Annotated in this window: 19 protein-coding genes; 3 read left to right on the plus strand and 16 right to left on the minus strand. The window is 49.5% G+C overall.

The annotated features are described in order from the left end of the window. Window positions 1-312: 312 nt before the first annotated feature. The 10 genes from hslO to pth all read right to left on the minus strand — a co-directional run bounded on the left by hslO (window position 313) and on the right by pth (window position 12,854). Window positions 313-1,200: an Hsp33 family molecular chaperone HslO gene (gene hslO, locus EKM96_RS07590; RefSeq protein WP_125642039.1), complete on the minus strand. Its 888-nt coding sequence runs from the start codon at window positions 1,198-1,200 to the stop codon at window positions 313-315. A 110-nt stretch (window positions 1,201-1,310) separates the two neighbouring features. Next, on the minus strand, window positions 1,311-3,410 hold the full coding sequence (gene ftsH / locus EKM96_RS07595) for an ATP-dependent zinc metalloprotease FtsH (protein WP_125642042.1): 2,100 nt from the start codon (window positions 3,408-3,410) through the stop codon (window positions 1,311-1,313). Between the two features lie 107 nt (window positions 3,411-3,517). After that, complete coding sequence (hpt, locus tag EKM96_RS07600) at window positions 3,518-4,060, minus strand: hypoxanthine phosphoribosyltransferase (RefSeq protein WP_125642045.1); 543 nt, start codon at window positions 4,058-4,060, stop codon at window positions 3,518-3,520. After that, on the minus strand, window positions 4,053-5,444 hold the full coding sequence (gene tilS / locus EKM96_RS07605) for a tRNA lysidine(34) synthetase TilS (RefSeq protein WP_125642048.1): 1,392 nt from the start codon (window positions 5,442-5,444) through the stop codon (window positions 4,053-4,055). Before tilS ends, hpt begins: the two co-directional genes overlap by 8 nt. 77 nt (window positions 5,445-5,521) lie before the next feature. Then, window positions 5,522-6,064 (minus strand): S1 domain-containing RNA-binding protein, encoded by a 543-nt coding sequence (locus EKM96_RS07610; protein WP_125642052.1) that lies wholly within the window; start codon window positions 6,062-6,064, stop codon window positions 5,522-5,524. A gap of 268 nt (window positions 6,065-6,332) precedes the next feature. Then, on the minus strand, window positions 6,333-6,743 hold the full coding sequence (locus tag EKM96_RS07615) for an FtsB family cell division protein (RefSeq protein ID WP_125642055.1): 411 nt from the start codon (window positions 6,741-6,743) through the stop codon (window positions 6,333-6,335). A 112-nt stretch (window positions 6,744-6,855) separates the two neighbouring features. After that, window positions 6,856-7,128: an RNA-binding S4 domain-containing protein gene (locus EKM96_RS07620; RefSeq protein WP_061777240.1), complete on the minus strand. Its 273-nt coding sequence runs from the start codon at window positions 7,126-7,128 to the stop codon at window positions 6,856-6,858. 3 nt (window positions 7,129-7,131) lie between these two features. After that, window positions 7,132-8,712: a putative polysaccharide biosynthesis protein gene (locus tag EKM96_RS07625; RefSeq protein ID WP_125642058.1), complete on the minus strand. Its 1,581-nt coding sequence runs from the start codon at window positions 8,710-8,712 to the stop codon at window positions 7,132-7,134. A 12-nt stretch (window positions 8,713-8,724) separates the two neighbouring features. Continuing rightward, window positions 8,725-12,279 (minus strand): transcription-repair coupling factor, encoded by a 3,555-nt coding sequence (mfd, locus tag EKM96_RS07630; protein WP_125642061.1) that lies wholly within the window; start codon window positions 12,277-12,279, stop codon window positions 8,725-8,727. 17 nt (window positions 12,280-12,296) lie between these two features. Continuing rightward, window positions 12,297-12,854, minus strand: a complete 558-nt coding sequence (gene pth, locus EKM96_RS07635; RefSeq protein ID WP_125642064.1) for an aminoacyl-tRNA hydrolase — start codon at window positions 12,852-12,854, stop codon at window positions 12,297-12,299. A 289-nt stretch (window positions 12,855-13,143) separates the two neighbouring features. Here pth and EKM96_RS07640 point away from each other — a divergent pair, with 289 nt between their 5' ends. The 3 genes from EKM96_RS07640 to cbpA all read left to right on the plus strand — a co-directional run bounded on the left by EKM96_RS07640 (window position 13,144) and on the right by cbpA (window position 16,613). Then, window positions 13,144-14,103 (plus strand): L-lactate dehydrogenase, encoded by a 960-nt coding sequence (locus EKM96_RS07640; RefSeq protein ID WP_125642067.1) that lies wholly within the window; start codon window positions 13,144-13,146, stop codon window positions 14,101-14,103. A gap of 202 nt (window positions 14,104-14,305) precedes the next feature. Beyond that, complete coding sequence (locus EKM96_RS07645) at window positions 14,306-15,694, plus strand: L,D-transpeptidase family protein (protein ID WP_125642071.1); 1,389 nt, start codon at window positions 14,306-14,308, stop codon at window positions 15,692-15,694. 277 nt (window positions 15,695-15,971) lie between these two features. Continuing rightward, window positions 15,972-16,613 (plus strand): cyclic di-AMP binding protein CbpA, encoded by a 642-nt coding sequence (gene cbpA, locus EKM96_RS07650; RefSeq protein ID WP_125642074.1) that lies wholly within the window; start codon window positions 15,972-15,974, stop codon window positions 16,611-16,613. A gap of 68 nt (window positions 16,614-16,681) precedes the next feature. Here the strand turns inward: cbpA and EKM96_RS07655 are convergent, their stop codons facing one another. The 6 genes from EKM96_RS07655 to EKM96_RS07680 all read right to left on the minus strand — a co-directional run bounded on the left by EKM96_RS07655 (window position 16,682) and on the right by EKM96_RS07680 (window position 22,214). Then, on the minus strand, window positions 16,682-17,062 hold the full coding sequence (locus EKM96_RS07655; protein ID WP_125642077.1) for a type II toxin-antitoxin system PemK/MazF family toxin: 381 nt from the start codon (window positions 17,060-17,062) through the stop codon (window positions 16,682-16,684). A 30-nt stretch (window positions 17,063-17,092) separates the two neighbouring features. Next, window positions 17,093-17,320, minus strand: a complete 228-nt coding sequence (locus EKM96_RS07660) for a hypothetical protein (RefSeq protein WP_125642079.1) — start codon at window positions 17,318-17,320, stop codon at window positions 17,093-17,095. 83 nt (window positions 17,321-17,403) lie between these two features. Then, window positions 17,404-18,528 (minus strand): alanine racemase, encoded by a 1,125-nt coding sequence (alr, locus tag EKM96_RS07665; protein ID WP_125642082.1) that lies wholly within the window; start codon window positions 18,526-18,528, stop codon window positions 17,404-17,406. 2 nt (window positions 18,529-18,530) lie between these two features. Next, on the minus strand, window positions 18,531-18,890 hold the full coding sequence (acpS, locus tag EKM96_RS07670) for a holo-ACP synthase (RefSeq protein WP_125642242.1): 360 nt from the start codon (window positions 18,888-18,890) through the stop codon (window positions 18,531-18,533). A 182-nt stretch (window positions 18,891-19,072) separates the two neighbouring features. Further along, on the minus strand, window positions 19,073-20,638 hold the full coding sequence (locus EKM96_RS07675) for a DEAD/DEAH box helicase (protein WP_125642085.1): 1,566 nt from the start codon (window positions 20,636-20,638) through the stop codon (window positions 19,073-19,075). 190 nt (window positions 20,639-20,828) lie between these two features. Further along, window positions 20,829-22,214: a UDP-N-acetylmuramoyl-tripeptide--D-alanyl-D-alanine ligase gene (locus EKM96_RS07680; RefSeq protein ID WP_125642087.1), complete on the minus strand. Its 1,386-nt coding sequence runs from the start codon at window positions 22,212-22,214 to the stop codon at window positions 20,829-20,831. Between the last annotated feature and the right edge of the window lie 238 nt (window positions 22,215-22,452).

Below are 22,452 nucleotides of genomic sequence, written 5' to 3' on the forward strand. Positions count from 1 at the left end.
TGGGTTTGATATAAATATCAAACCGCCCTACACATATTTGGTTTGTCGAAACAATGTTCAGTTTTCAAAGGTCTACCTTGTCACAACGTTACTCCCTGTGACAACTCAATAAGAATAACATACCTTATCATTAGCCGTCAAGAGAAAAATTAACGTTTATTTGTTAAGCAACACTCTGTGTCGCCGTGACAACGTTTATAAATATACCAAGATTTGGATGATTGGTCAAGCCATTTTTGTATAAAATTGACAAAAGTGCAAATAAATTAGTAAAAGGGCGCCCACCATGCGGTGAGCACCCTTTTTTTATGGTTATTTTGCCTGAGTTTCGGCCAAAATGGTCCGTAAATCATCTTCGGAAAAATGATAATGATTGCCGCAGAAATGACAAACGGCATCCGCACCATGGTCCTCATCAATCATTTCTTGCAAGGCCTGTGGCTGCACTGAGGATAATGCCTTAGCAAACCGGTCTTTGGAACAATCGCACTTAAAGCCGACGGGGAGTTTCTGAAGAATCTTAACCTCTTCATCCTTAAAGAGAAGCTTCAAGATGTCCTCTGGCTTCTGTCCCGCCAATAACAGCTCTGATACCATTGGCATCGCCTCAATGCGCTTTTCTAACCGACTAATCGCCTCATCGGAGGCCCCAGGCATGACCTGAATCATGAACCCACCAGCTACCTTGACACTATTGTCCGGCTCTACAAAGACTGAGACCCCTACGGCACTCGGAATCTGTTCTGACTTAGCCAGATAGTAAGTGAAGTCTTCTCCCAGTTCTCCTGATACTAACGGCACTTGTCCCGTATAGGGTTGTCCGAATCCTTGGTCCTTAGTCACTGTCAGCATACCAGCGGTACCGACAGCCTTTTTAACATCAATTTTATGTTTATTATTCAATGGTAAATTGATATGCGGATACTGGAGGTACCCCTTAACCGTTCCATCCGCATTCCCGTCGGCAACAATCGCGCCAACCGGGCCGTGACCATTGACCTTAACCGTTAAGGTCTCCTTCCCTTTTAACAGAGAGGTTGACAGCAACATGGTGCCAATCAAGGTCCGTCCAAGGGCAGCCGTCGCGGCACTCCAGGTGTCGTGTTTCCGTTGTGCTTCAGCAACCGTCTCAGTGGCATCTACCACATAGGCTCGAAACATTCCGTTATCAATCAAACTTTTTACTAAATAATCTGCCATGCTCTTTATAACGTCCTTTCGTTCATACAGTCATGCCCTACCATACCAGAAACCTTTGCATTTGCAAACAAAAAAGGAATCGGAGTTATCCGGTCCCTTTTCCTCACAACCTATTCAGAATCGCTTTGGTTTGACTGGTCATCAACAGAACTTGCTGGTGATTCAGCTTCACTCGAGTCAGCGGCAGCTGATGAAGCCAGCTTAGCTTCGGTAGAAGCCTGGCGTTCTGCTTCACGCCGTTCCAACTCACGCTTGGATTCTTCAAACGTTGCTGCTTTTTCGCTTGGGAATTCGTTTGCGCTGTCCTTATCGGGCATCTTACCCGTATTGAACAGACTAAGAATTTGCTTTTCATCCAACGTTTCATACTTCAGCAAGGCTTCGGCAATTAACTTGTGTTCTTCCTTGTGTTCGTTCAAAATCTTCCGAGCAGTCTCGTGGGCTTCTCCGATGATTCGACGAACTTCACTGTCGATCAGGTTAGATGTGTTTTCAGAGTATGCAGGCTGGTTGTAGTATCCGGCGCCAGCAAATGGTTGCCCACTGCCGCTTTCGAGTGCTACAGTCCCTAACTTGTCACTCATCCCATACTGGGTGACCATGGAACGGGCAATTTGTGTTGCCTGTTCAAAGTCATTAGAGGCACCGGAGGATTCAGAATCAAAGATTAATTCTTCAGCCGTCCGACCACCCATTAACCCGGCAATCTGTTCCATAGCATCCTTCTTGGACATCAGCATTTGATCTTCACGTGGCAACATGATGGCGTAACCGCCAGCACGACCCCGCGGAACAATCGTCACCTTGTGGACAACCCGGGCGTCGTTTAAGACTAACCCAACAATCGTATGCCCAGCTTCGTGATAAGCGACCGTCTTGCGTTCCTGCGGACTGACCACACGGTCCTTCTTCGCAGGTCCCGCAATGACCCGGTCTTCAGCCTCATCCAAATCAGATGCGTCAATTTGAGTCTTGTTACGACGAGCTGCCAGCAAGGCGGCTTCGTTCAACAGGTTTTCCAAATCGGCCCCAACGAAACCAGGGGTTTGCTTTGAAATTTCCTTCAAATCAACATCATTAGCTAACGGCTTGTTCTTCGCGTGAACCTTAAGGATTGCCTCACGGCCCTTAACGTCAGGACGACCAACTAAGATCTTCCGGTCAAACCGGCCTGGACGTAGTAAGGCTGGGTCCAAGACATCAGAACGGTTAGTGGCGGCCATAACAATGACCCCTTCACTCCCCGTAAAGCCATCCATTTCAACCAGCAATTGGTTCAAGGTTTGTTCACGTTCATCGTGGCCACCGCCCATGCCGGCACCACGTTGACGACCAACCGCATCAATTTCATCAATAAAGATGATTGAAGGTGCGGCCTTCTTGGCCTGTTCAAACAGATCCCGGACACGGCTAGCCCCAACCCCGACAAACATTTCCACAAAGTCAGAACCAGAAATTGAGAAGAATGGTACGGCAGCTTCACCAGCAACAGCTTTGGCCAGCAAAGTTTTACCAGTACCAGGCGGGCCCTCGAGTAACACCCCGGATGGGATCCGGGCCCCTAACGCAACGAACTTTCTAGGATTCTTCAAGAACTCAACCACTTCAACCAGTTCTTGCTTTTCCTCTTCTTCACCCGCGACATCGGAAAAACGAACTTTATTTTCCTTACTATCGGCAGGCTTAGCCTTGCTCTTCCCAAAGTTCATGACTCGACCATTGCCGCCACCTTGGCCGGCTTGGCCCATCATCATGTAGAAGAAGAAGAAAAAGATCAAGAGTGGTGCCACGTAAACCAAGAGGTTAATCCAGAAACCACTGGACTCCTCGGCCTTCGTGTTCACCTTTACATTGTGATTCTTGGCGGTCTTGTCAATCTCAGAAACCGTCGAGTTATTAGTTAAAACTTGGGTACTAAATCCAGTCACTGCGGTACTCTGTGAGCCACCGAGGCTGAAACCGGTGTTGGTCGAACGCTTTTGGGCGTCACGGTATTCACCGGTGATCTTGTAAACTCCACCAGACGGTTGAATGGAGAAGTTCTTGATCTTATTGGCATTCAAGTCCTTCACGAACTGACTCGATTGGATTTCTTGGGATTGTGAATTGCTGCTATTTCCATTGAACATGTAAATAACACCAACGATCAACAAGAACATCACAATGTAAAACAGGCTGTTACGGAACAGTCCATTTCGTCGATTATTCATGTCTTGCCTCCTTACTCACAGTTCCCAGTTTTAACATAGGAACGAAAATTTGGGCTTTGGCCCTTTTACTAAATAAGATGTTATCACAATTGACTATCGTTGACTAATTATTTATCTGAATAGACGGAAGGCTTCAAAACACCGACGTAAGGCAGGTTCCGATATTTTTCTTCGTAGTCCAAGCCGTACCCAACCACGAACTCACTTGGAACATTAAACCCAACGTAATCGGCCTTAGCCTCAACCACACGGCCACTGGGTTTGTCCATCAATGTGCAGACCTTAATCGAGTTAGCCTGACGGTCCTTTAGAAGGTCCTCAAGGTACTTTAAGGTCCGACCAGTGTCGATAATGTCTTCAACTAACAAAATGTCGCGACCAGCAACGTCCGTGTCGAGATCCTTCAGGAGCCGAATGGTTCCAGAGGATGCCGTACCACCGTTGTAACTGGAAACATCGATAAAGTCGATTTCTGCATAAATATCCATATCCCGAATAACATCTGTCATAAACAAGATGGCACCCTTCAAGACACAGATGATTAATGGGGTCTTACCCTTATAATCCTCCGTGAGCTGAGTTCCTAATCGTTTACAAGCTGCGGCGATATCTTCCTCACTGTACAGAACCTTTTCAATATCGTTATTCATGCTGTTCCCCTTTCATCTCATCACGCTTCAAAATTAGATGGTACGCTGTTGCATGCGTTTGCCGTGGCCAGACCGACCATTTGACTCCCGGTACCGCCAGAACCTCCTGCTTAGCTGTCACCAGCACCGATATTTGTGCCCGTTGATCACGTGGAATCTTCGCGTTGATCAGCGCTCGCCGAACGGACTGGTGATGACCATTCCGTAACCGTAGCACATCTGTCGGTGTCCAAGGACGAACCTGCAAGGGTAACTGGTCAGGCGTCAAAGTCACCGTCTGCGCCACCTCCTCCTTCTGAGAGGCTGAGGCCACAAACAGCCCTAGCTGCCAACCGCGACCAATCGCATGGTAATGGTTTAAGTCTACCATAAATCGAAATTGTTCCACGGATTTTTCTCCGCTTTTTTTCGGTTGCCAAACTTTGAAGACCTGGTACCGTTTCTCCACGACCCAGCCAAGTCCCAACTTCACGGTCCCGGTGGGGTGTTGCCGGCTCTTTAACAATCGGAAGACCTGTTCCAATTTTGGCTTTTCGGTGGCCAGTGTCGGCTCAGCCTGTTTCAATACCTTCATTAAGATAATCGACTGATTGACCTCTGACTGTGATAATAGTTTCTCAACAGAACCGGTTATCGGGTCAGCCGCCGTGAGAATATTGCTCATAGCCGCCGTGATTTGTGGCTGGGCCAAATCCAAGGTCGTTCTCAGTTGGTCAGCGTAGTCTAAAATGTGGCGATCTACCTGCGGATTCTCTTCCCGTAGCTGAGGCAAGATAACCTGACGCACCCGGTTGCGGCTGGCCACCAATTCCCGATTTGTAGCATCCTCATACCAGGGAATCCGTTCTGCAACGGCGAAGTCGTGAAGCTCCTGCTTGGTCATCGTGAGCAATGGCCGAATCACCTGCCCCATTCCCAATGGACGGCTGGCTGGCATCCCAGTTAACTGATCCAACTGACCGCCGCGAATCAACTTTAACAGAATGGTTTCGACCTGTTCATCTGCCTGGTGGGCCGTGGCGACCCAGTCTGCCGATTGCTGCTCAAGCTGTTCCTTGAAGAACCGGTAGCGAAAGTCTCGCGCTGCGAGTTCAATCCCGTTTGCGGGATGATCGCCTATCGGCCAACGCTTGATCACCAAGGGCACCTGGTGTACGTGACACCAGTCCGTCAGAAAGCCTTGCTCAACCTCACTCTGATCTCGTAGTTCATGATTGACATGAACGACCGTTAATTGCGGTCGTTCGCTCACCGGCAATTGGAGAAATAGCGTCAAGAGGGCCATCGAGTCGACGCCTGTTGAAACGGCAACCAATCCTTTTTGGGTGGGATCATTCCAACCATGAGCCGCACAGATTTCCCGAAACCGTTCAATTAATGACATCACATCGCCCTCCCGCTGAATTATCCCTGACAAAAAAGGGCCGCACGAATGCGGTCCTCATCTCTTTAAAGGCGTGATTAACTACGCCGGCCACCACGACCGCCACGCTTGCCTTCAGTATTACGCTTAATAGTTGCCAGGCGATCTTCACTTTGTTTCATGAAGCCTGACATCAAATCGTCAAAGCTTTCTTCATGTTTAGCAGCGTGATGCCCTGAAAAACGGCCATTTGCTGAACTATGGTGTTGTGCCCGGGGCCCGTTGTTGTCGAACCGTCGACCATGTTCCTGACTTGAACCACCATGATTAGCATTACTCTTACCATGAAAATCATGATGTTCGCTATGACTAGGCCGATCATGATGTGGCCGGTCGGCTGCTGGATGGTCACTAGCCTTACGAATTGAAAGACCAATCTTACCATCATCACCAACAGTCAGGACCTTAACCGTCACTTCGTCCCCTACCGTCAAAACGTCATGAATATCCTTAACATATCCATCAGAAATTTCACTAATGTGAACCAACCCGGTCTTGTGGTCACCTAAATCAACAAATGCACCAAAGTTCGTAATCCCGGAGACCTTTCCGGTAACTTTAGCTCCAACCTCGATTGCCATAAACAAGAAGTTCCTCCTTAAAATAAGTGATTTCAGTATAACACAGTTTTAACCAAACCCCTACGCCAAAACAAAAAATATCATGCGACGTTTCATTGAAATCAGGGGCACGAAAGCTGATTAAACTAACCTTCACGCCGCCCATTCCCGAACCAGTCCGTCTGATTCAGGGGCTCAACTAATGAGAAAGCCATCACCGACCAACCTGGCTCTCACTAAAAAATCAGAAAACCGCCAGCCAAGAATCCACTGACGGTTTTCTAAGACCTTACTTGGCAGTTACATCGCCAGCATGGTCGCCTGGGAGACTATAGATCGTCTCACTGGACTTCGAATAATAATACTTGGACCGAATTAATTGCCCAACGTAGTCATCATTGTTAAGTTGCTTAACCTGAAGCTTTAACTTCTGGCTCTCGGCCTTCGTGCGCTTCAAGTGCTGTTCACTCGTGGCAACCTGGCTATTCACGTGGCGGAGACTAGCATTCGTCCGAATGAGCTGAACCCCTAGGATCGCTGCAAAAATCACGAAAATGGCGATGATCCGCGTTGCCCGTCGCTTGCGACGCTTACCCAAAACCGGAGTATGCTTCACCGCATCCCGTTGGTGGCTAAGCCGACGGGTGTATTCATTCTCTAAGCGTTCAACTTTACTAGCTTTGGCTTTCACATCGGCCATCCCCACTCACTCCTCGACTTTTCACCAGATAATTTAACTTGAGTATAGCAAGTTTCAATATGGTCGTCTAGCTAGTTAAGCATATTGTAAAAGATTCGTCACATTCAAAGCGTTATTCTTGCCGGAAGTCTTGTGCATATTCTTCTTTGACGATGGTGTACATCCGTTCAGCATCATCCTTCTTAGTTGTCTCCAACAGCTCATTAACTTGTACCGTTAATGTTTTGTTACCGAACTTAATAACCAATTCATCATTAGTCACCACGTCACTCGAAGACTTGGCAACCTTACCATTGATCATGATCCGGCCCTTGTCAGCAATTTCCTTGGCAACTGACCGCCGTTTGATAATCCGTGAAACCTTCAAATATTTATCTAATCGCATAATTTATTTTCCTCCAATTTGGCCTAGTCGCTGCCAAAATCTTAATAATCGTTTAGCAAAGGGCAAGGTTAACCATTCCCGAACGGTCAATAGACGCCACCATAACGCCACCGCCAAGAACACCAACGCCCCAACTGGAATGAGAACCAGCAGTCCCGCACCGTCTAGGAGTCGACCACTGGTCAGCCGCGGCCACACCGTTTCGCTAATCCCAACCAACCCGCGCAGACTGATCACCATCAACCCGGTGCAACCAATCAGTTTAGCCAAGAAGCCAGTCGTCCAGACGCCTGACCGTAATTCCACCGCGGAACCGTACCAGATAACCACTAGGGTCACCAAGAGACCGGCTACCGTGAGCCAACTGGCGCCAATCCCGCCAAAACGTTCAACCATCCAGTGATTGCCCACCATTTTCACAGCTAGCCCCACTAATAGGGCCACCACCGTTAGACGATAGCCATCCTGGCTCTGAAGCACACTGTTATAGGTCTGAATCAAGGTGGCTAAAACGATGCTCAACATGTAAATAGCCAGCATCGTGGCGCCTTGGGCATCCCCGAACAACAGGCGATCGACCCAGGGCATCAACGAGATTAAACCGGCCGCGGCCGCGGTAGCAATAATCAAGGCGATCCGCATCATGGTTGCCGTTAGCCGTTTAAAAGCCAACGGCCGTTGCTGTCGTTGGGCCTCCGTTAGTGCTGGCAACAAGGACGTCGCAAACGCCACCGCCACCACTAGTCCTAGCTGGACCAGTGGCTGGGCGCGATCATAGATCCCCTTCAGGCTCTTGGCCGCCAAATCAGATGCCCCGCCAGCCACTAAGCCATTCTTAACCGTAAACGAATCGACCAACTGGAAAAGCACCATCATCGCCGTTAACAGGCACAGGGTTCCCCCCTCGATCAGCAGGCGCCGACCCAAATGAGCTATCGGCGTTCCAGTAGTTGCCACCGGTTTTCGCCAGCGTGGCAGGACTAAGCAGGCCGCGATGGCCGCAAAGGTCCCGCTGCTGAGGGTCCAGACCCCCATCCGGTAATCCGACCAACCATGATGGGTCGCCCAAGCAGCTGCCACTAAGATAATGGCCACCCGGACCAGCTGCTCCACCACCTGAGAACGGGCCGTGGGTAACATGTCGAACTGCCCCTGGTGGAGTCCTCGATTGACCGAGAGCTCCGGCATGAGTAGAAACATCCACGCCACCATTCGAATCAGTGGCGTCAGTTGCCGATCACCCATTCCCGCCGCAATGAAGGGCGCGCCCAGCATTAGGCCAAGGAACACCCCACCGGCTAGCAACCAGACCCAACGATAGACTTGTCGAGCAATCTGCTGTTGGCTGGGCAGGTCAGGCACACTGGCAATTAATTTTGAAATAAACACGGGTAACCCACTCAGCGCAAAGGTCATGCCAATCCCATAGATTGGATAGACCTGTTGGTACACGTAAAAACCCGTGTTGCCCACCATATTCTGAAAGGGCACCCGATAGACCGCACTGAGTAACTTGGCAATAAATGCCGCGATCGACAGGACCAGGGCCCCGCGTAAGGTTGTATTCAAATGACGGTTGCCCATGGTCGACCTCCTTTATTCAGCCGAGGACTCAGACTTCTGGTTTTCTTTAGGCTTCGTTGTCACTTCGACAACGTCGCGTAAGGCCGCGAGAAATTGGTGTAACTGAGGTAACCAATCGGCCGTTTCCATCCGTGGTTGAATAACCAACTTGATATGCAGTCGATCGTCATTAATCCCCACAGTTGCCTTAAGCTTCGTGGCGGCCAAGGCCTTGAAGACATCTTCGCCACCGAGAATATTAGTCCCACGCTTCGAAATCGTGACAAAAATATCCCCATCCACGCGACGAATCTTATCAACCAGCGCCTGATCGGCAGCCAACTTCAACTGACCTATCGTCAGTAATTGGGCCACCGCCGCTGGGTAATCCCCAAACCGGTCAATCAGATCGGCCTGAATTTCACTCACTTCATCGTCACTTTCCAGTTGACGAATTCGCTTATACATTTCAATCTTTTGTTGCTCATCAGTAATGTAATCACCGGGCAGATAAGCTTCCACGCCCAGTTCGACCGTGGTATCCGTCTTGGGCTGAACATGTCGACCGCGCTTCTTGGCCACGGCATCACTTAACATTTGCGTATAGAGATCATACCCCACCGAGTTAATGAATCCATGTTGTTGCTTACCCAATAAGTTACCGGCCCCACGAATGGACAGGTCACGCATGGCAATCTTGAAACCAGAACCCAGTTCAGTGAAGTCTTTGATGGCCTCGAGCCGCTTTTCACTGACCTCGGTCAACACCTTATTAGGTTTGTAGGTAAAGTAGGCGTAGGCAACCCGGTTGCTCCGACCGATTCGGCCCCGCAGTTGATACAGCTGTGACAGACCCATTCGGTCCGCATTCTCCACAAACAGCGTGTTGGCGTTCGCAATATCAATCCCGGTTTCGATGATCGTCGTGGTGACTAACACATCGTAATCGCCCCGCAGAAAGTCCACGAGGACCCCTTCTAACTGAGCTTCCGTCATTTTACCATGAATATAACCCACGTGGGCTTCGGGAACCAAGGCCTGGATCTGGCCAACGGTCTTCTCAATATCCTCCACGCGATTGTGCAGGTAGAAAACCTGTCCGCCCCGTTGCATTTCACGTCGAATACCATCCTGAATGGCCCCGGCGTTTTGTTCCATCACATAGGTTTGAATCGGGAATCGGTTGGCCGGTGGCGTCTCAATCACTGAGAGATCCCGCACACCAAGCATCGACATGTGCAGTGTCCGTGGGATTGGCGTTGCGGTTAAGGTCAGCACGTCAACATTCGCCTTCAGCTGCTTCAATCGTTCCTTATGTTTCACACCAAACCGTTGTTCCTCGTCGACCAAAACCAGTCCTAGATTCTTAAACTTAACGTCCTGTGACAGCAGTCGGTGAGTCCCGACAACAATATCGAGTTGGCCACTTTCCAAATCTTTAATGGACTGGTGAATCTGTTTCGTGGTCCGGAACCGCGAAAACATTTCGACATTGATCGGATAACCCTCAAACCGATTGACCATCGTATCATAGTGTTGCTGGGCCAAAATGGTTGTTGGCACCAGAAAGGCCACCTGTTTGCCCGCCTCGACGGCCTTAAAGGCGGCCCGCAAGGCAACTTCAGTCTTACCGTACCCAACATCCCCAACTAACAGACGATCCATCGGCCGGGCCTTTTCCATGTCGTGTTTAACTTCCTCAATGGTCCGGAGCTGGTCTGGCGTTTCCGCATAAGGAAAGTCATCTTCGAAGTCATGTTGCAGGCTGTCATCCATCGGAAAGGCGAAGCCCTTCTCGGCCGCCCGCTTGGCATACAGATCGACCAATTCATCGGCAATGTCTTCAATCTTCGCCGCAACTTTACTCTTCGTCTTGGCCCATTCGGAGCCACCCAAACGATTAATCTTAGGCTTCTTGTCCTCGGAGGACACATACTTTTGAATCAGATTTAACTGGGTTACCGGGATAAACAACTGCGCGTTGTCCTGATAATCAATGGTCATGTAATCCTGATGGACCCCATCGACCGTCAACGTCTGCATCCCAATGAATTTCCCAATCCCGTGGTTCACATGAACCACATAATCGCCGGGCTTCAGATCCGTATAGCTCTTCAGGCGCTCCGCATTAGCCATGTTCTGACGACGCGGCCGCTTCTTCGTGACCTTCTGGAACATTTCGGCTTCGGTAATCACGACTAGATTGGCCTCTGGCAATTCAAAGCCGGTTCGCAATCTTTCGGGTACCAGTTGTGTGAGACCGGCCTGTAAGTTGGTCGACTTGGTTAAGACCGCCTGAATTTCAAAATCATCCAGCGTCTGTTCGATTTTTGCCAACCGTTCCTCGTCCTGAACCAAGACAACGACCGTTTGCTTTTGCTTATGCCACCGATCGATCTCCGTCTTCATGACCGGAAGTTGACCAAAGAATTGTTGCATGGCTCGCGTCGTCAGGTTGGTCACGGCTTGGAACCGCAAGCTCCCCATGCCCTTTTGGAACAGGGCCAGCATAATCTGGGCATGGTCATCGCCGCGAACGATCGGCCGTAACTCACCGCCAAAGACCTGTTGGGAAAAGATCTGGTGGTGGGTCAACTTGTCGGTGGCCCAGTTAGCCTCGTCCTCCAACAATTGACGTTCGGCGTCTTGCAGCCGTGAATAGTCACCAAATAGCGCCAATCCATTATCTGGTAAATAGTCGAGCAACTGATGATGTTCAGGAAATAAGTAATCCGCAAATTCCATCAATTGTGGGTCCACCGACCCCTTTTTCAGGCCATCGATCAACGGCTGTACCTGATTGGTTAAGGTCGTTTGAGCCTCGGCATCCTTTAGATTGTTCAACTGCTGCTTCAGGGCAGCGGCTAAACTCTCGGCCCCAGCCGTTCGTTCCGACTGGGTTAAGATAAAGTCCGTGGCCGGTAGAATTTCAATTTTTTCTGTATTTTCAATGCTCCGTTGCGTGGCCGGATCAAAGTACCGCAGTGAGTCCACCTCGGTATCAAAGAAATCGAGTCGCACGGGATATTCCGCTGCTAATGGGTAGATATCGACTATCGACCCGCGCACGGCAAAGTCGCCAGGCCCCGCTACCAACTTCTGATGCGCATAGCCCATTGAGAACAACCGCTGTTGCAGATCGGTCAGGTCAAATTCATCCCCAACGTTCACTTCGAACCGGGCTGCCGCAAAGTTAGCGGGCGCTGGCAAGAAACGGCGTAATCCGGATAACGACGTGACCACTACAACCGGACGGTCACTCTGTAGGGCGCGCAAGGCATCGATCCGTTCTGACCGATATTCTGGTGAGCTGGTTGCAACCTCTGCCGCCAAAAGCTCCTCAACGGGAAACTCAAAAAGCTCGTCATCACCCAGCAGGTTCGCTAGATCATCGACGAGTTGGCCGGCATGATAGAGTGTATCCGTCACGTAGACAATCGATCGTTGTTCTTCGTGGAGCAGACTAGCAATAAATAAGGTTTCGGCCGACCCATTGAGGCCCGTGACCAGCTGGCGCTGTCCGGGGGCTAAGGATTGGCGAATCGTCCCATACTGGCTAGTCTGGGTCATAAATCCTTCTAAATTCACACGATAACTTCCTATTCTTAGTTGTACTGGTTCATCAGTTGGGGGAATTCAGTGCCGGCGATCCAGTCATCTAGTGCTGACACCGCATGATCCGTGGCTTGGCCGAACAAAGGAGCCTGTTCGGTCGTAAACTTACCCAGAACATAGTCCACCACCGTCGTTTGTTGCGGATGGGCAATCCCGACCTTCAACCGCTTAAAGTGTTCGCTGGAGACGTGAGCAATGATGCTCTTGATCCCATTGTGCCCACCAGCAGATCCATGGTCTCGCAGGCGAATGCGGCCAACGGCTAAGTCCATATCATCTTGAACCACCATGATGTCATCCAGGTCAATCTTAAAGTAATTCATCAAGGGATGAACCGCTCGGCCGGATTCATTCATAAAGGTCGTTGGCTTAACCACCAAAACCTTTTCACCATTGACGACGCCGGTCCCATAACGAGCATCTAGCTTACGCGTGGTCAGATCGATACCATGCTCCTTAGCAAAGGCATCCACCACCATGAAGCCGGTGTTGTGTCGCGTATTCGTGTACTGTGGACCAATATTTCCTAAACCAACAATCATTTTCATCTTTAATGTACCCTCTTATATTTAAGCTTGCCGAACGAGAAACAAAAGAGCCGGACGGGACCGTTCCATTCCCGTTCAGCCGGTTCAGCTCAATTCATTTTAATTAACCTCACTGAGTATAGCATAGTCCGCCCGCAACTTCACGAATGCCGCACCACCAGTGTCTTTCCGTCACCTTACCGGAACTTTCCCACCGGTTTTCAACGAGCATCATGGCCCCCGATCTGGTTACATGGTATACTGGTTTTGGGTATTTATCGTGACCCTCGATGTCATAATTTATTAGGAGATGAAGAATTTGACTACTAAGAATCATCAAAAAGTTGTTTTAGTCGGTGACGGATCTGTCGGTTCAGCCTTCGCCTACTCCATGGTGAACCAAGGTTTAGCCGAAGAATTCGTAATTGTGGATGTTGTTAAGGAACGTACTGAAGGGGACGCCTTAGACCTTGAAGACGCCCAAGTCTTTACCGCTCCTAAAAAGATCTACTCTGGTGACTACTCTGACTGCAGCGATGCAGACGTCGTTGTCATCACTGCTGGTGCCCCTCAAAAGCCCGGCGAAACACGTTTGGACCTGGTCAACAAGAACTTAAAGATCTTGTCTTCCATTGTTAAGCCAGTCGTTGACTCCGGCTTCGATGGCATCTTCGTTGTTGCTGCTAACCCAGTTGACATCTTAACCTACGCTACTTGGAAGTTCTCTGGCTTCCCTAAGGAAAAGGTTATCGGTTCAGGGACTTCCTTGGACACCTCCCGTCTGCGCGTTGCTTTAGCTAACAAGCTGAACGTCGACCCACGTAGCGTGGAAGCTTATATCATGGGTGAACACGGTGACTCTGAATTCGCTGCTTACGATGAAGCAACGATTGGTTCTAAGCCATTGAAGACCATTGCTAAGGAACACGGCTTAACTGACGATGACCTGGCTAAGATCGAAGATGACACTCGGAACAAAGCTTACGAAATCATCAACCGTAAGGGCGCAACCTTCTATGGTGTTGCAACCTGCTTGATGCGGATTACTAAGGCGATCTTACGGGATGAAAATGCCGTATTGCCTGTTGGTGCTGCCTTGAACGGCGAATATGGTTTGGACGATATCTTCATTGGTACGCCTGCCATCATCAACGCAAGTGGTTTAGCCGGTGTCGTTGAAGTCCCATTATCCGACAAGGAAATGGCCGCAATGACTAAGTCCGCTGAAACTCTGAAAAAAGTCACGAAGGATGGCTTAGCTGCCCTTTAATTTGACGTCGATCGTCACCCCTCATCGGGTGGCGATTTTTTTATTCCTTCGAATTTTGACTAAATTCGTAACGTAAGCGTTAACATCTCAGTAATCACATTGTCATTTAAGGTTCTGTGAAGTATGCTAGAGTTATGCTGATAGATGATAGTTAACCATAACTACTTTTTCTCCATTGGCTTAATTCTGGGAGGCCTCATACATGAAAAAGAAACGAGCCCTCGTGATTGGTCTAGTAACCGCCTGTGTAGCGGTTGGGGCCATTTACGTTGGACAAGCAGTCCATTATTCCTCGTCCAAGGTTTTCTTTAAGGACACGGAAATCGCCGGCGTTAACGTCGGGGGTAATACGGCAACTCAAGCAGCAACGAAGTTACAAGCTGCCCTGAAGAACCAAGAACTAACTTTAAAGGACGGTCAAAAGACCGTCACGTCATTCAAGACGCGTTCCATTAACCTCAAGGTCACCTCGAAGGCCGCCTTGAGTCACCTCATTGCTAATCAAAACATTTGGAGCTGGCCAGTACACATGACCACTGCTACCGCGGATTCAATTGCCCTGAACGCAGATGAATCCAATCAAAAGAGCGTTCAATCCATGGCTAACCAGATTGCTAGCAAGGCTAACAAGACTCGGACGGCAGCCAAGGATGCTAGCTTCAAGTATGCGAACGGCCAATTCGCCATTCAAAAGGAACAGGCCGGTAACCAACTCGATGCCGCTAAGCTCGCCAAATCAATTTCACTAGCCATCGAAAAAGGCGAAACCACGGTCAACGTCGATACCGATTACCTGAAGCCTCAGGTAACCACCACATCGGCCACCTTCAAAAATGCCAAGACCAAGGCGGTCGAGGCTACCAAGGCAACCTATACCTATGAACTTAGCAATCATAAGGTCACCATCCCGGCCGACACCATTGCTTCTTGGTTAACCTTTAAGAAGGGGAAGTTCACAACCGATGACACACTGGTTAAAGCCTACCTCACGAAGTTGAGTAAGAAATACGGGACGGTCAACAAGACCCGGACCTTCAAGTCCACCAAGCGTGGTACTGTCAAGGTTAAGGCTGGTCTCTATGGCTGGAGCATCAAGGTCAAGAGCGAAGCCCCAATCCTGAGTAAGCTCGTTGTTGCGGCTAAGGGGATGGACCGTACCCCTAAGATCCAAGGCTCCGGTTACCACAAGAACGGTACCGATATTGGCAACTCCTATGTCGAAGTCGACAAGGTCAACCAACATATGTGGGTCTACAAGAACGGTAAGGTCGTCGTCTCAACTGATGTTGTGACCGGATTGCCTACCACGGCCCACCATACCCCCGTTGGTGTTTGGGTCATCTGGAGCAAGCAACGGAATACCACCCTGCGTGGTGAAAACGATAATGGATCCAACTACGCCTCTAAGGTGAAGTACTGGATGCCAATCGATGATACCGGCGTTGGGATTCACGACTCGCCATGGCAACCACAATATGGTGGCACCTGGTACGTCAAGCATGGATCTCACGGCTGTGTGAACACCCCACCTTCTGAAGTTGGCAAGGTTTTCGCTAACGTCAGCGTTGGGACGCCCGTCATCGTCTTCTAATTAGATTTTAAATAAGTCAAGGCCACCATCAACCGATGGGGCCCTGGCTTTTTTGTTGATCATGATTCATCTATTCTCGTCACCGATGAACGTCCTTCATCCAATGTTGACGGTCTTTCGCGTTCCTTGAGTCTCTCGATTCGTTTCCTGATAATCGGACTGCTCAGCCACATATTTTTCACGGTTAGGCCTAAAAACCAGTTCAGGTTTCTGGCAATCTATGTTATTATTAGGAAAGAATATTAGAAGTTTCTAATCTTTTAGGAGGTCATCTGCTATGCTGCTTAAATCCCTAGTGAAACCGAAAGAACGTTTGGTTACGGTTCGCGAGGACGTTACCTTGGAACAGGCTTTAAAAGTCTTGGAAGACTCCGGTTACCGGTGTGTCCCAATCTTAGATGAAACGGGACAGATTTTCCGCGGTAACATTTACAAGATGCACATCTACCGTCACAAATCTCGCGGCGGCGACATGCAGTTGCCCGTAACGTCATTACTAAAGAACGCGACCAAGTTTATTTCCGTTAACTCGGCCTTCTTTAATGTTTTCTTCTCCATCAAAGACTTGCCATACATCGCGGTTCTGGATGACAACAACGCCTTCTATGGCATCCTCACCCACACGCGCCTAATGGATATGCTGTCCCAATCATGGAATGTGAATATTGGGAGCTACGTGCTCACCATTGTTTCCGGTGGTGACCGTGGTGACCTGGCTGGTATGGCCAAGATCATCACCAAGTACACCAACATTGCCAGCGTCATTAGTCTCGATGGCCAGGAAGGCGAACTGGTCCACCGGATCATGTTCACTCTGCCTGCCGAAGTCGATGAGGAAAAGCTCGATCGGATCGTTAAGGCCCTAGAACGTAAAGAATTCCAGGTCACCGAAATCGAAGACTTACGTCACGAAAACTAACTGATAATAGACAAAAGGGTCGCAACCTAATCGTTGCGACCCTTTTCTTCTACAAACTATGTATGACACTATTTTCCTTTTTTCTTCCGGGCCTTATCTACCAAGCCAATACTTGTTGCCAAGGCCGCGTCAACCGCTGCCATGGTCTTCGGATCCAAATGAGTCACCTGATCTTTTAACCGTTGCTTATCTATTGTACGGACTTGCTCAAGCAAAATGACGGAATCCCGTTCAATCCCGGTCCGATCAGCCGAAATGCCGACATGCGTCGGCATTTTGGGCTTTTCGATCCGGGCGGTAATTGCCGCCACGATAACGGTCGGACTATAATGGTTTCCCACGTTGTTCTGGATAATTAACACGGGGCGCATGCCCCCTTGTTCCGAACCAACGACTGGTGATAGGTCGGCGAAAAAGACGTCACCGCGTTTAACCTCAACACGGGCCATGGGCCGCCATCCCCTATCTACGTTTATTTTTTATTGCTGTTTTCTACGAAATTGTGTTAACCGGCGTTCGGCCTCTTCTTCACATGGCGTGAACATACGGGTCAAATCCTGATTAATCAGTGCCATTGCTCGGTAACCAACAATTAAAGCTAACTTGTGTGATGCTGCGGAATGCAGTGGCATTAAGGCCTGACGTCGCCGGGTCTTTGCCATGTGTAAGCGCACATTGGGTTGTTCCAATTGTCGCGAATGAGCCATGAATGCCCCTCCTCAAGAAATCTCCATTTCGTCTCATTCATCTTACCACGAAACGAGGATGCAGGACAGAATAACCCTCGAAATTAATGGGTATAGCGGCGGGGTACCCGGGCCGTGAACCCACAGGCAATTTCATAGTTGATCGTGCCACAGTACTCGGCCATCTCTTGAAGGGTAATCTCTGCGCCCCCATTACGACCAACTAAGGTCACCTTGGTTCCCCGTGGATACTGATGTGGCAACCGAATCATGAATTGATCCATGCAGATCCGGCCAATAATTTCACAAGGTTGACCATCAACCAGTACATGAAAGCCTTGCAAACGGCGTTCGTAGCCATCGGCGTAACCCAATGAAACGGTTCCCACCCATTCGGCTTTGGTCGTCGTGTACGTGGCCCCATAACTCACGGATTCCCCAGCAGCCAATTGTTTACAATGGGCCAATTCACTAACCAAACTCATGGCGGGTTGTAACTCAAAGGGTGGCTTCAAGGTATTCCCTGAGGGATTCAAGCCATAACCAGCGGCACCATACCGCACGATATTAATGTTGTGGTCGGCATGCCAGAGACTTGTCGCCGAATTTGTGACGTGAACATACCGGGGTTTATCAGGCACTGCCGCCATGAAGGCATCCCAGCGTTCAACCTGCTTATGAAAATAATCGGCACTGGCTTCGTCGGCAGTGGAAAAGTGGGTAAACATCCCCTCAAAGGTGAAGACCGTGTCGTGCTCGGCCAAGAACGCAACCGCATGTTGTAAAGCTGCGGGCGTTTGAAAACCGATCCGCCCCATCCCAGTGTCCAAGCCAAGATGAACCCGTAACGGTTCCTTAGGTTGAGACAACTTCAAGTAGTGATCGGCTTCAGCCAACCAATCCTCAGCGGCCACCGTGGTCGAGACCTTTTCTCGCGCCATGAGTGGTGCGTATTCGGGTTCAACAACCCCTAGTACCAGGATTGGTTCATCAAAACCAGCAGCTCGCAGCTCCAGGGCCTCGTCGAGAATGGCGACACAAAACCCCTTAGCACCAGCCTCTTTAGCTGCCGCAGCGACTTGCACGGCTCCATGACCATACCCATTGGCCTTAACAACCATGAAGAGTTCGCAATCCTTTGGCAGACGCTGAACTTCTTCCCGAATATTATGCCGAATAGCCTCCCGGTCGATGACCAACTTAGATGGACGATGTTCACCAATAATCATACTTATTGCCCTCTTTCCAAAATAACCTGACTCATGACAACCGTTGCCGTATGGGAAATTGACACATGTGCTATCCCCTCAAAAGGTTGTCTCAACACGACGGGCCGGCCAGCCGAATTATCGCGAATTTCAATATCCTGAAACCCCACTCTCCGGCCGATCCCGGTGCCCATGGCCTTGCCGTAGGATTCCTTGGCCGACCAGCGACCGGCGATAAATTCCACGGCCCGTGGTCCGGTGAACTGGCGGTAATCGGCCAGTTCATCTGGCGTCAGAACCCGCTCTAAAAAGGCCGGCTGGCGATCAACAATTGCCGCTACCCGCGCTAAGTCAGTTATATCAATCCCAGTACCAACGATCATGGTATTCACCTCACGATAATGTCTACGGTATATTTTAGCACACGCCACACTGATTAATCCCCACAACATCATTAGTTAAGAATAATCATAAACTAATATTAAGCTCCTAGCCAGCAAGTTCACAAAAAAACGAGCACCCCCTAGTGGGTTGCCCGTTTTCTACCAATCAATCTCTTTTTAAATTAGTCTTTTTTCCGGATAGTGAAGCCGCGGCTTCCACCATCGGAACGCCGACCACCGTTACCGTTGCTGTGATGGCTGCCATTGCCGTTACGATTGCCCCCGTGATTACGGGAGTCATGGTTACGGGAATCGCTGCCGCCACGACGGTCTTGGCGATGACGGAAGTTACCGCCACCACGATGATTATTGCCACCGCCGTTGCCGCCGCGATGGTAACCACCACCGTTGCGTTTGCCGCCACGACGAGGTAATGGACGCTCAGGTGTGATCTTAACTGGAACCTGACTGCTGTCATCCTTAGTTACATCATTTAATAATGCTGCAACCAAGTCTTCGGCGTCATATTCGGCCAGTAAGCTTTCAGCAACCTTAGAGAACTTTTCAGTATCGGTCTTGTTGATCAGATCGACAACTGCGTCCTTGGCTGCACCAAGTTGGCTGACCAAAGCTTCTTCATCCGAAGGTGGCTTCAGAGGTAACATACGCACCTTAGTTAACTTTTCGATTTCACGCAAGTAATCCATTTCGTTAGGCGTCACGAAGGTCATGGACACACCATGCTTCCCGGCACGGCCAGTCCGGCCAACCCGGTGAACGTAACTATCTGGATCTTGAGGAATATCGTAGTTGTAAACGTGGGTCACGTCATCAATGTCAATCCCACGAGCTGCAACGTCCGTTGCAACCAGGATATCCAATTGACCGTGCCGGAACTGGTTCATGATTTGAGTCCGACGCTTTTGCGTCAGGTCACCATGAATACCAGCAGCGTTGTAGCCACGTGCTTGTAAACCACTTGAGATTTCATCAACCCGGCGCTTCGTCCGCGTAAACACAATCGTCAAATCTGGCGATTGAACGTCGAAGAACCGTGTCATAATGTCAAATTTTTCAAAGTCACGAGAACGGACGTAGAATTGATCAATTAAGTCAGTGGTCAATTCCTTCGCCTTAATCTTCACGTGCTTAGGGTCCTTCATAAACTGAACCCCGACACGTTTGATTTCTGGTGGCATAGTTGCTGAGAATAACATCGTTTGACGTTCTTCTGGCAATTGCTTGATGATATCTTCAATGTCATCCAAGAAGCCCATGTTTAACATTTCGTCGGCTTCATCCAAGACCAACATTTGCACGTGGTCAAGCTTCAGCGTGTGACGACGGATGTGGTCGAGTAAACGACCTGGCGTCCCAACAACGACTTGGGGATGATTCTTCAGCGCTTTAATTTGACGCCGAATATCTGCCCCACCGTAAACAACTTGCACGTTAGCCCGTTCGTTACGGCCTAACTTGTAAATTTCTTCTTGGGTTTGGATAGCTAATTCCCGTGTTGGTGAAACCACGAGGGCTTGGACATTTTGATTGCTCTTATCAATCTTTTCAAGGATTGGTAAGGCGAAGGCCGCCGTCTTCCCAGTACCCGTTTGGGCCTGACCAATAACATCTTGGCCATCCAACACCATTGGGATGGTTTCGGCTTGAATTGGGGTCGCTTCTTCGTAACCTGCTGTAGTGACAGCTTTCAGTAGGTCATCGGAGAGACCTAGTTCATTAAACTTCAAAAATATTTTCCTCCTAATATGGGACCATCACACTAGTGCCTCGTAGTCCTTGGAAAAAATCCGTTTCCCATGGTGCGAACCGCGATTGGCTAGTGCGGGTTAATTCGATTCTAAATACAACTAAGCCATCATACAACGCTGAAACAAAATAAGCAACTCCCAAGACTTATGGAAGTTGCTTCGTTTTCATTTAATTTTCAGAAGAATCCTTTAATGCCGCTAAAACTTGTTCCAAGTGGATTCCGTGCGACCCTTTTAATAAAATTTGATCGTCATTGGTTAAAACCGCTTCCAGGTCCTGACTCAATTGTTCCAGCTCTGTTGTGGCATAATGGGCAACCGCTAAGTTCGGATCATCCTTCGCTAACGCCCGTTGCAGGGCCTCCATATGCGGGCCAACTAAGAAAACCTTAGCCATCTTAGTCGGGTCGATGGCCGTAGACAAACTCGCATGCATGGCATCGGCTTGCTTGCCTAATTCCAGCATGTCCCCAAGGACCACGTACCGCTTTCCCTTAACCGGCGTTTGTGAGAAGGCCAACAGGACCTCTTTAGCAGCCGTTGGATTGGAATTATACACGTCACTCAGGATGGACTCGCCTTGTTTGCCCGGTAACCATTCGGCGCGATTCTCGGTCAAATCAACATTGGCCAGGGCCTTCTGGGCATTCTCAGGTCGAATCCGGTAAACAGAAGCTACCGCCAGCGCAGCCAGCGCATTGTTGACATTATACGTCCCTAACATTGGAATCGTAAACGTGGTGTCTGGCCATTGGTTAGCCTTGAAACTCGTTGACGTTGCCTCGCCCTGAATATCCTTCGAGAACAAGTCGTTCGTCCCTTGTTGACCAAAGGTGACTTGACGCTGTGGTAGATCGGCGGCTCGTTCACGTAGCAACGGTTCGTCACCATTGTAAACGAAGATCCCATCGTCATTCAGACCGTGAGTAATTTCCAACTTGGCATCCGCAATCTTATCCCGCGTTCCGAAGAATTCGATATGCGCCTCGCCAATCATGGTCACGATGGCCACGTCTGGCTTCACTAAGTTACTCAAGAAATCGAGTTGGCCCGGCCGGTCCATCCCCATCTCAACCACCAACATTTCAGTGTTGGGTTCCATCGATAGGACGGTCATTGGCACACCGATTTCATTATTAAAATTGGCGTTGGTCTTAGTCACGTTAAACTGAGTAGCTAACACGGCAGCCACCATGTCCTTAGTCGTCGTCTTACCATTGCTACCGGTAATCGCAACGACCCGTGGATAAATCTTTAACAGATAGTATTGTGCCAACGCTTGAAGGGCCTTCAGAGAATCTGCCACTTGAATGACGGGAAAGTCAGCGGGGGCGGTTGCTAAATCCTTGGCCCACAACGTGGCCACAGCCCCGTGATCAATCGCCGATTGGACGAACTTGTGGCCATCCTGCTCACCATTGAGCGGAATAAACAAGCCTCCCGGTTGGAGGTGACGACTGTCGAACGCCACGCTAGTCACGCTGACATCTCGCCATTGGTCAAAATCGTTGATTGCTCCGACTGCTCGAGCAATTTCTGCAAGTTGCATTTTCATTTTATATGCTCCTAATTTTGAGGCCCAGCCGTCTATCGCAAACTGGGTCATCTGTTTTTCTAAGTGTCTAGTCGCACACCTAGTTAAGCACGGCTTAAAATTTCTGTCTTACATTATACCATGGATCCCCAGGCCGAACCTAAAACAGTCTAGCCGCCATTTGGCGTGACAGCCTTTGGAGCCCGTGGCAATAGGCATTGGGCCGTCATTTTCAGGTCACTTTTCGTTAAAACCACAT

Source organism: Levilactobacillus tangyuanensis, assembly GCF_003946545.1.
GTDB classification, from domain to species: Bacteria; Bacillota; Bacilli; order Lactobacillales; family Lactobacillaceae; genus Levilactobacillus; species Levilactobacillus tangyuanensis.

Bases quoted from the DNA above. Each gene is read 5' to 3' on its own strand.
- alr (WP_125642082.1), bottom strand. From the start codon at position 18,528: ATGATTATTGGTGAACATCGTCCATCTAAGTTGGTCATCGACCGGGAG.
- ftsH (WP_125642042.1), bottom strand. From the start codon at position 3,410: ATGAATAATCGACGAAATGGACTGTTCCGTAACAGCCTGTTTTACATT.
- EKM96_RS07645 (WP_125642071.1), top strand. From the start codon at position 14,306: ATGAAAAAGAAACGAGCCCTCGTGATTGGTCTAGTAACCGCCTGTGTA.
- EKM96_RS07640 (WP_125642067.1), top strand. From the start codon at position 13,144: ATGAAGAATTTGACTACTAAGAATCATCAAAAAGTTGTTTTAGTCGGT.
- hslO (WP_125642039.1), bottom strand. From the start codon at position 1,200: ATGGCAGATTATTTAGTAAAAAGTTTGATTGATAACGGAATGTTTCGA.
- EKM96_RS07660 (WP_125642079.1), bottom strand. From the start codon at position 17,320: ATGGCTCATTCGCGACAATTGGAACAACCCAATGTGCGCTTACACATG.
- acpS (WP_125642242.1), bottom strand. From the start codon at position 18,890: ATGATCGTTGGTACTGGGATTGATATAACTGACTTAGCGCGGGTAGCG.
- EKM96_RS07610 (WP_125642052.1), bottom strand. From the start codon at position 6,064: ATGGCAATCGAGGTTGGAGCTAAAGTTACCGGAAAGGTCTCCGGGATT.
- hpt (WP_125642045.1), bottom strand. From the start codon at position 4,060: ATGAATAACGATATTGAAAAGGTTCTGTACAGTGAGGAAGATATCGCC.
- EKM96_RS07680 (WP_125642087.1), bottom strand. From the start codon at position 22,214: ATGAAAATGCAACTTGCAGAAATTGCTCGAGCAGTCGGAGCAATCAAC.
- cbpA (WP_125642074.1), top strand. From the start codon at position 15,972: ATGCTGCTTAAATCCCTAGTGAAACCGAAAGAACGTTTGGTTACGGTT.
- pth (WP_125642064.1), bottom strand. From the start codon at position 12,854: ATGAAAATGATTGTTGGTTTAGGAAATATTGGTCCACAGTACACGAAT.
- tilS (WP_125642048.1), bottom strand. From the start codon at position 5,444: ATGTCATTAATTGAACGGTTTCGGGAAATCTGTGCGGCTCATGGTTGG.
- EKM96_RS07625 (WP_125642058.1), bottom strand. From the start codon at position 8,712: ATGGGCAACCGTCATTTGAATACAACCTTACGCGGGGCCCTGGTCCTG.
- EKM96_RS07615 (WP_125642055.1), bottom strand. From the start codon at position 6,743: ATGGCCGATGTGAAAGCCAAAGCTAGTAAAGTTGAACGCTTAGAGAAT.
- EKM96_RS07655 (WP_125642077.1), bottom strand. From the start codon at position 17,062: ATGGCCCGTGTTGAGGTTAAACGCGGTGACGTCTTTTTCGCCGACCTA.
- EKM96_RS07620 (WP_061777240.1), bottom strand. From the start codon at position 7,128: ATGCGATTAGATAAATATTTGAAGGTTTCACGGATTATCAAACGGCGG.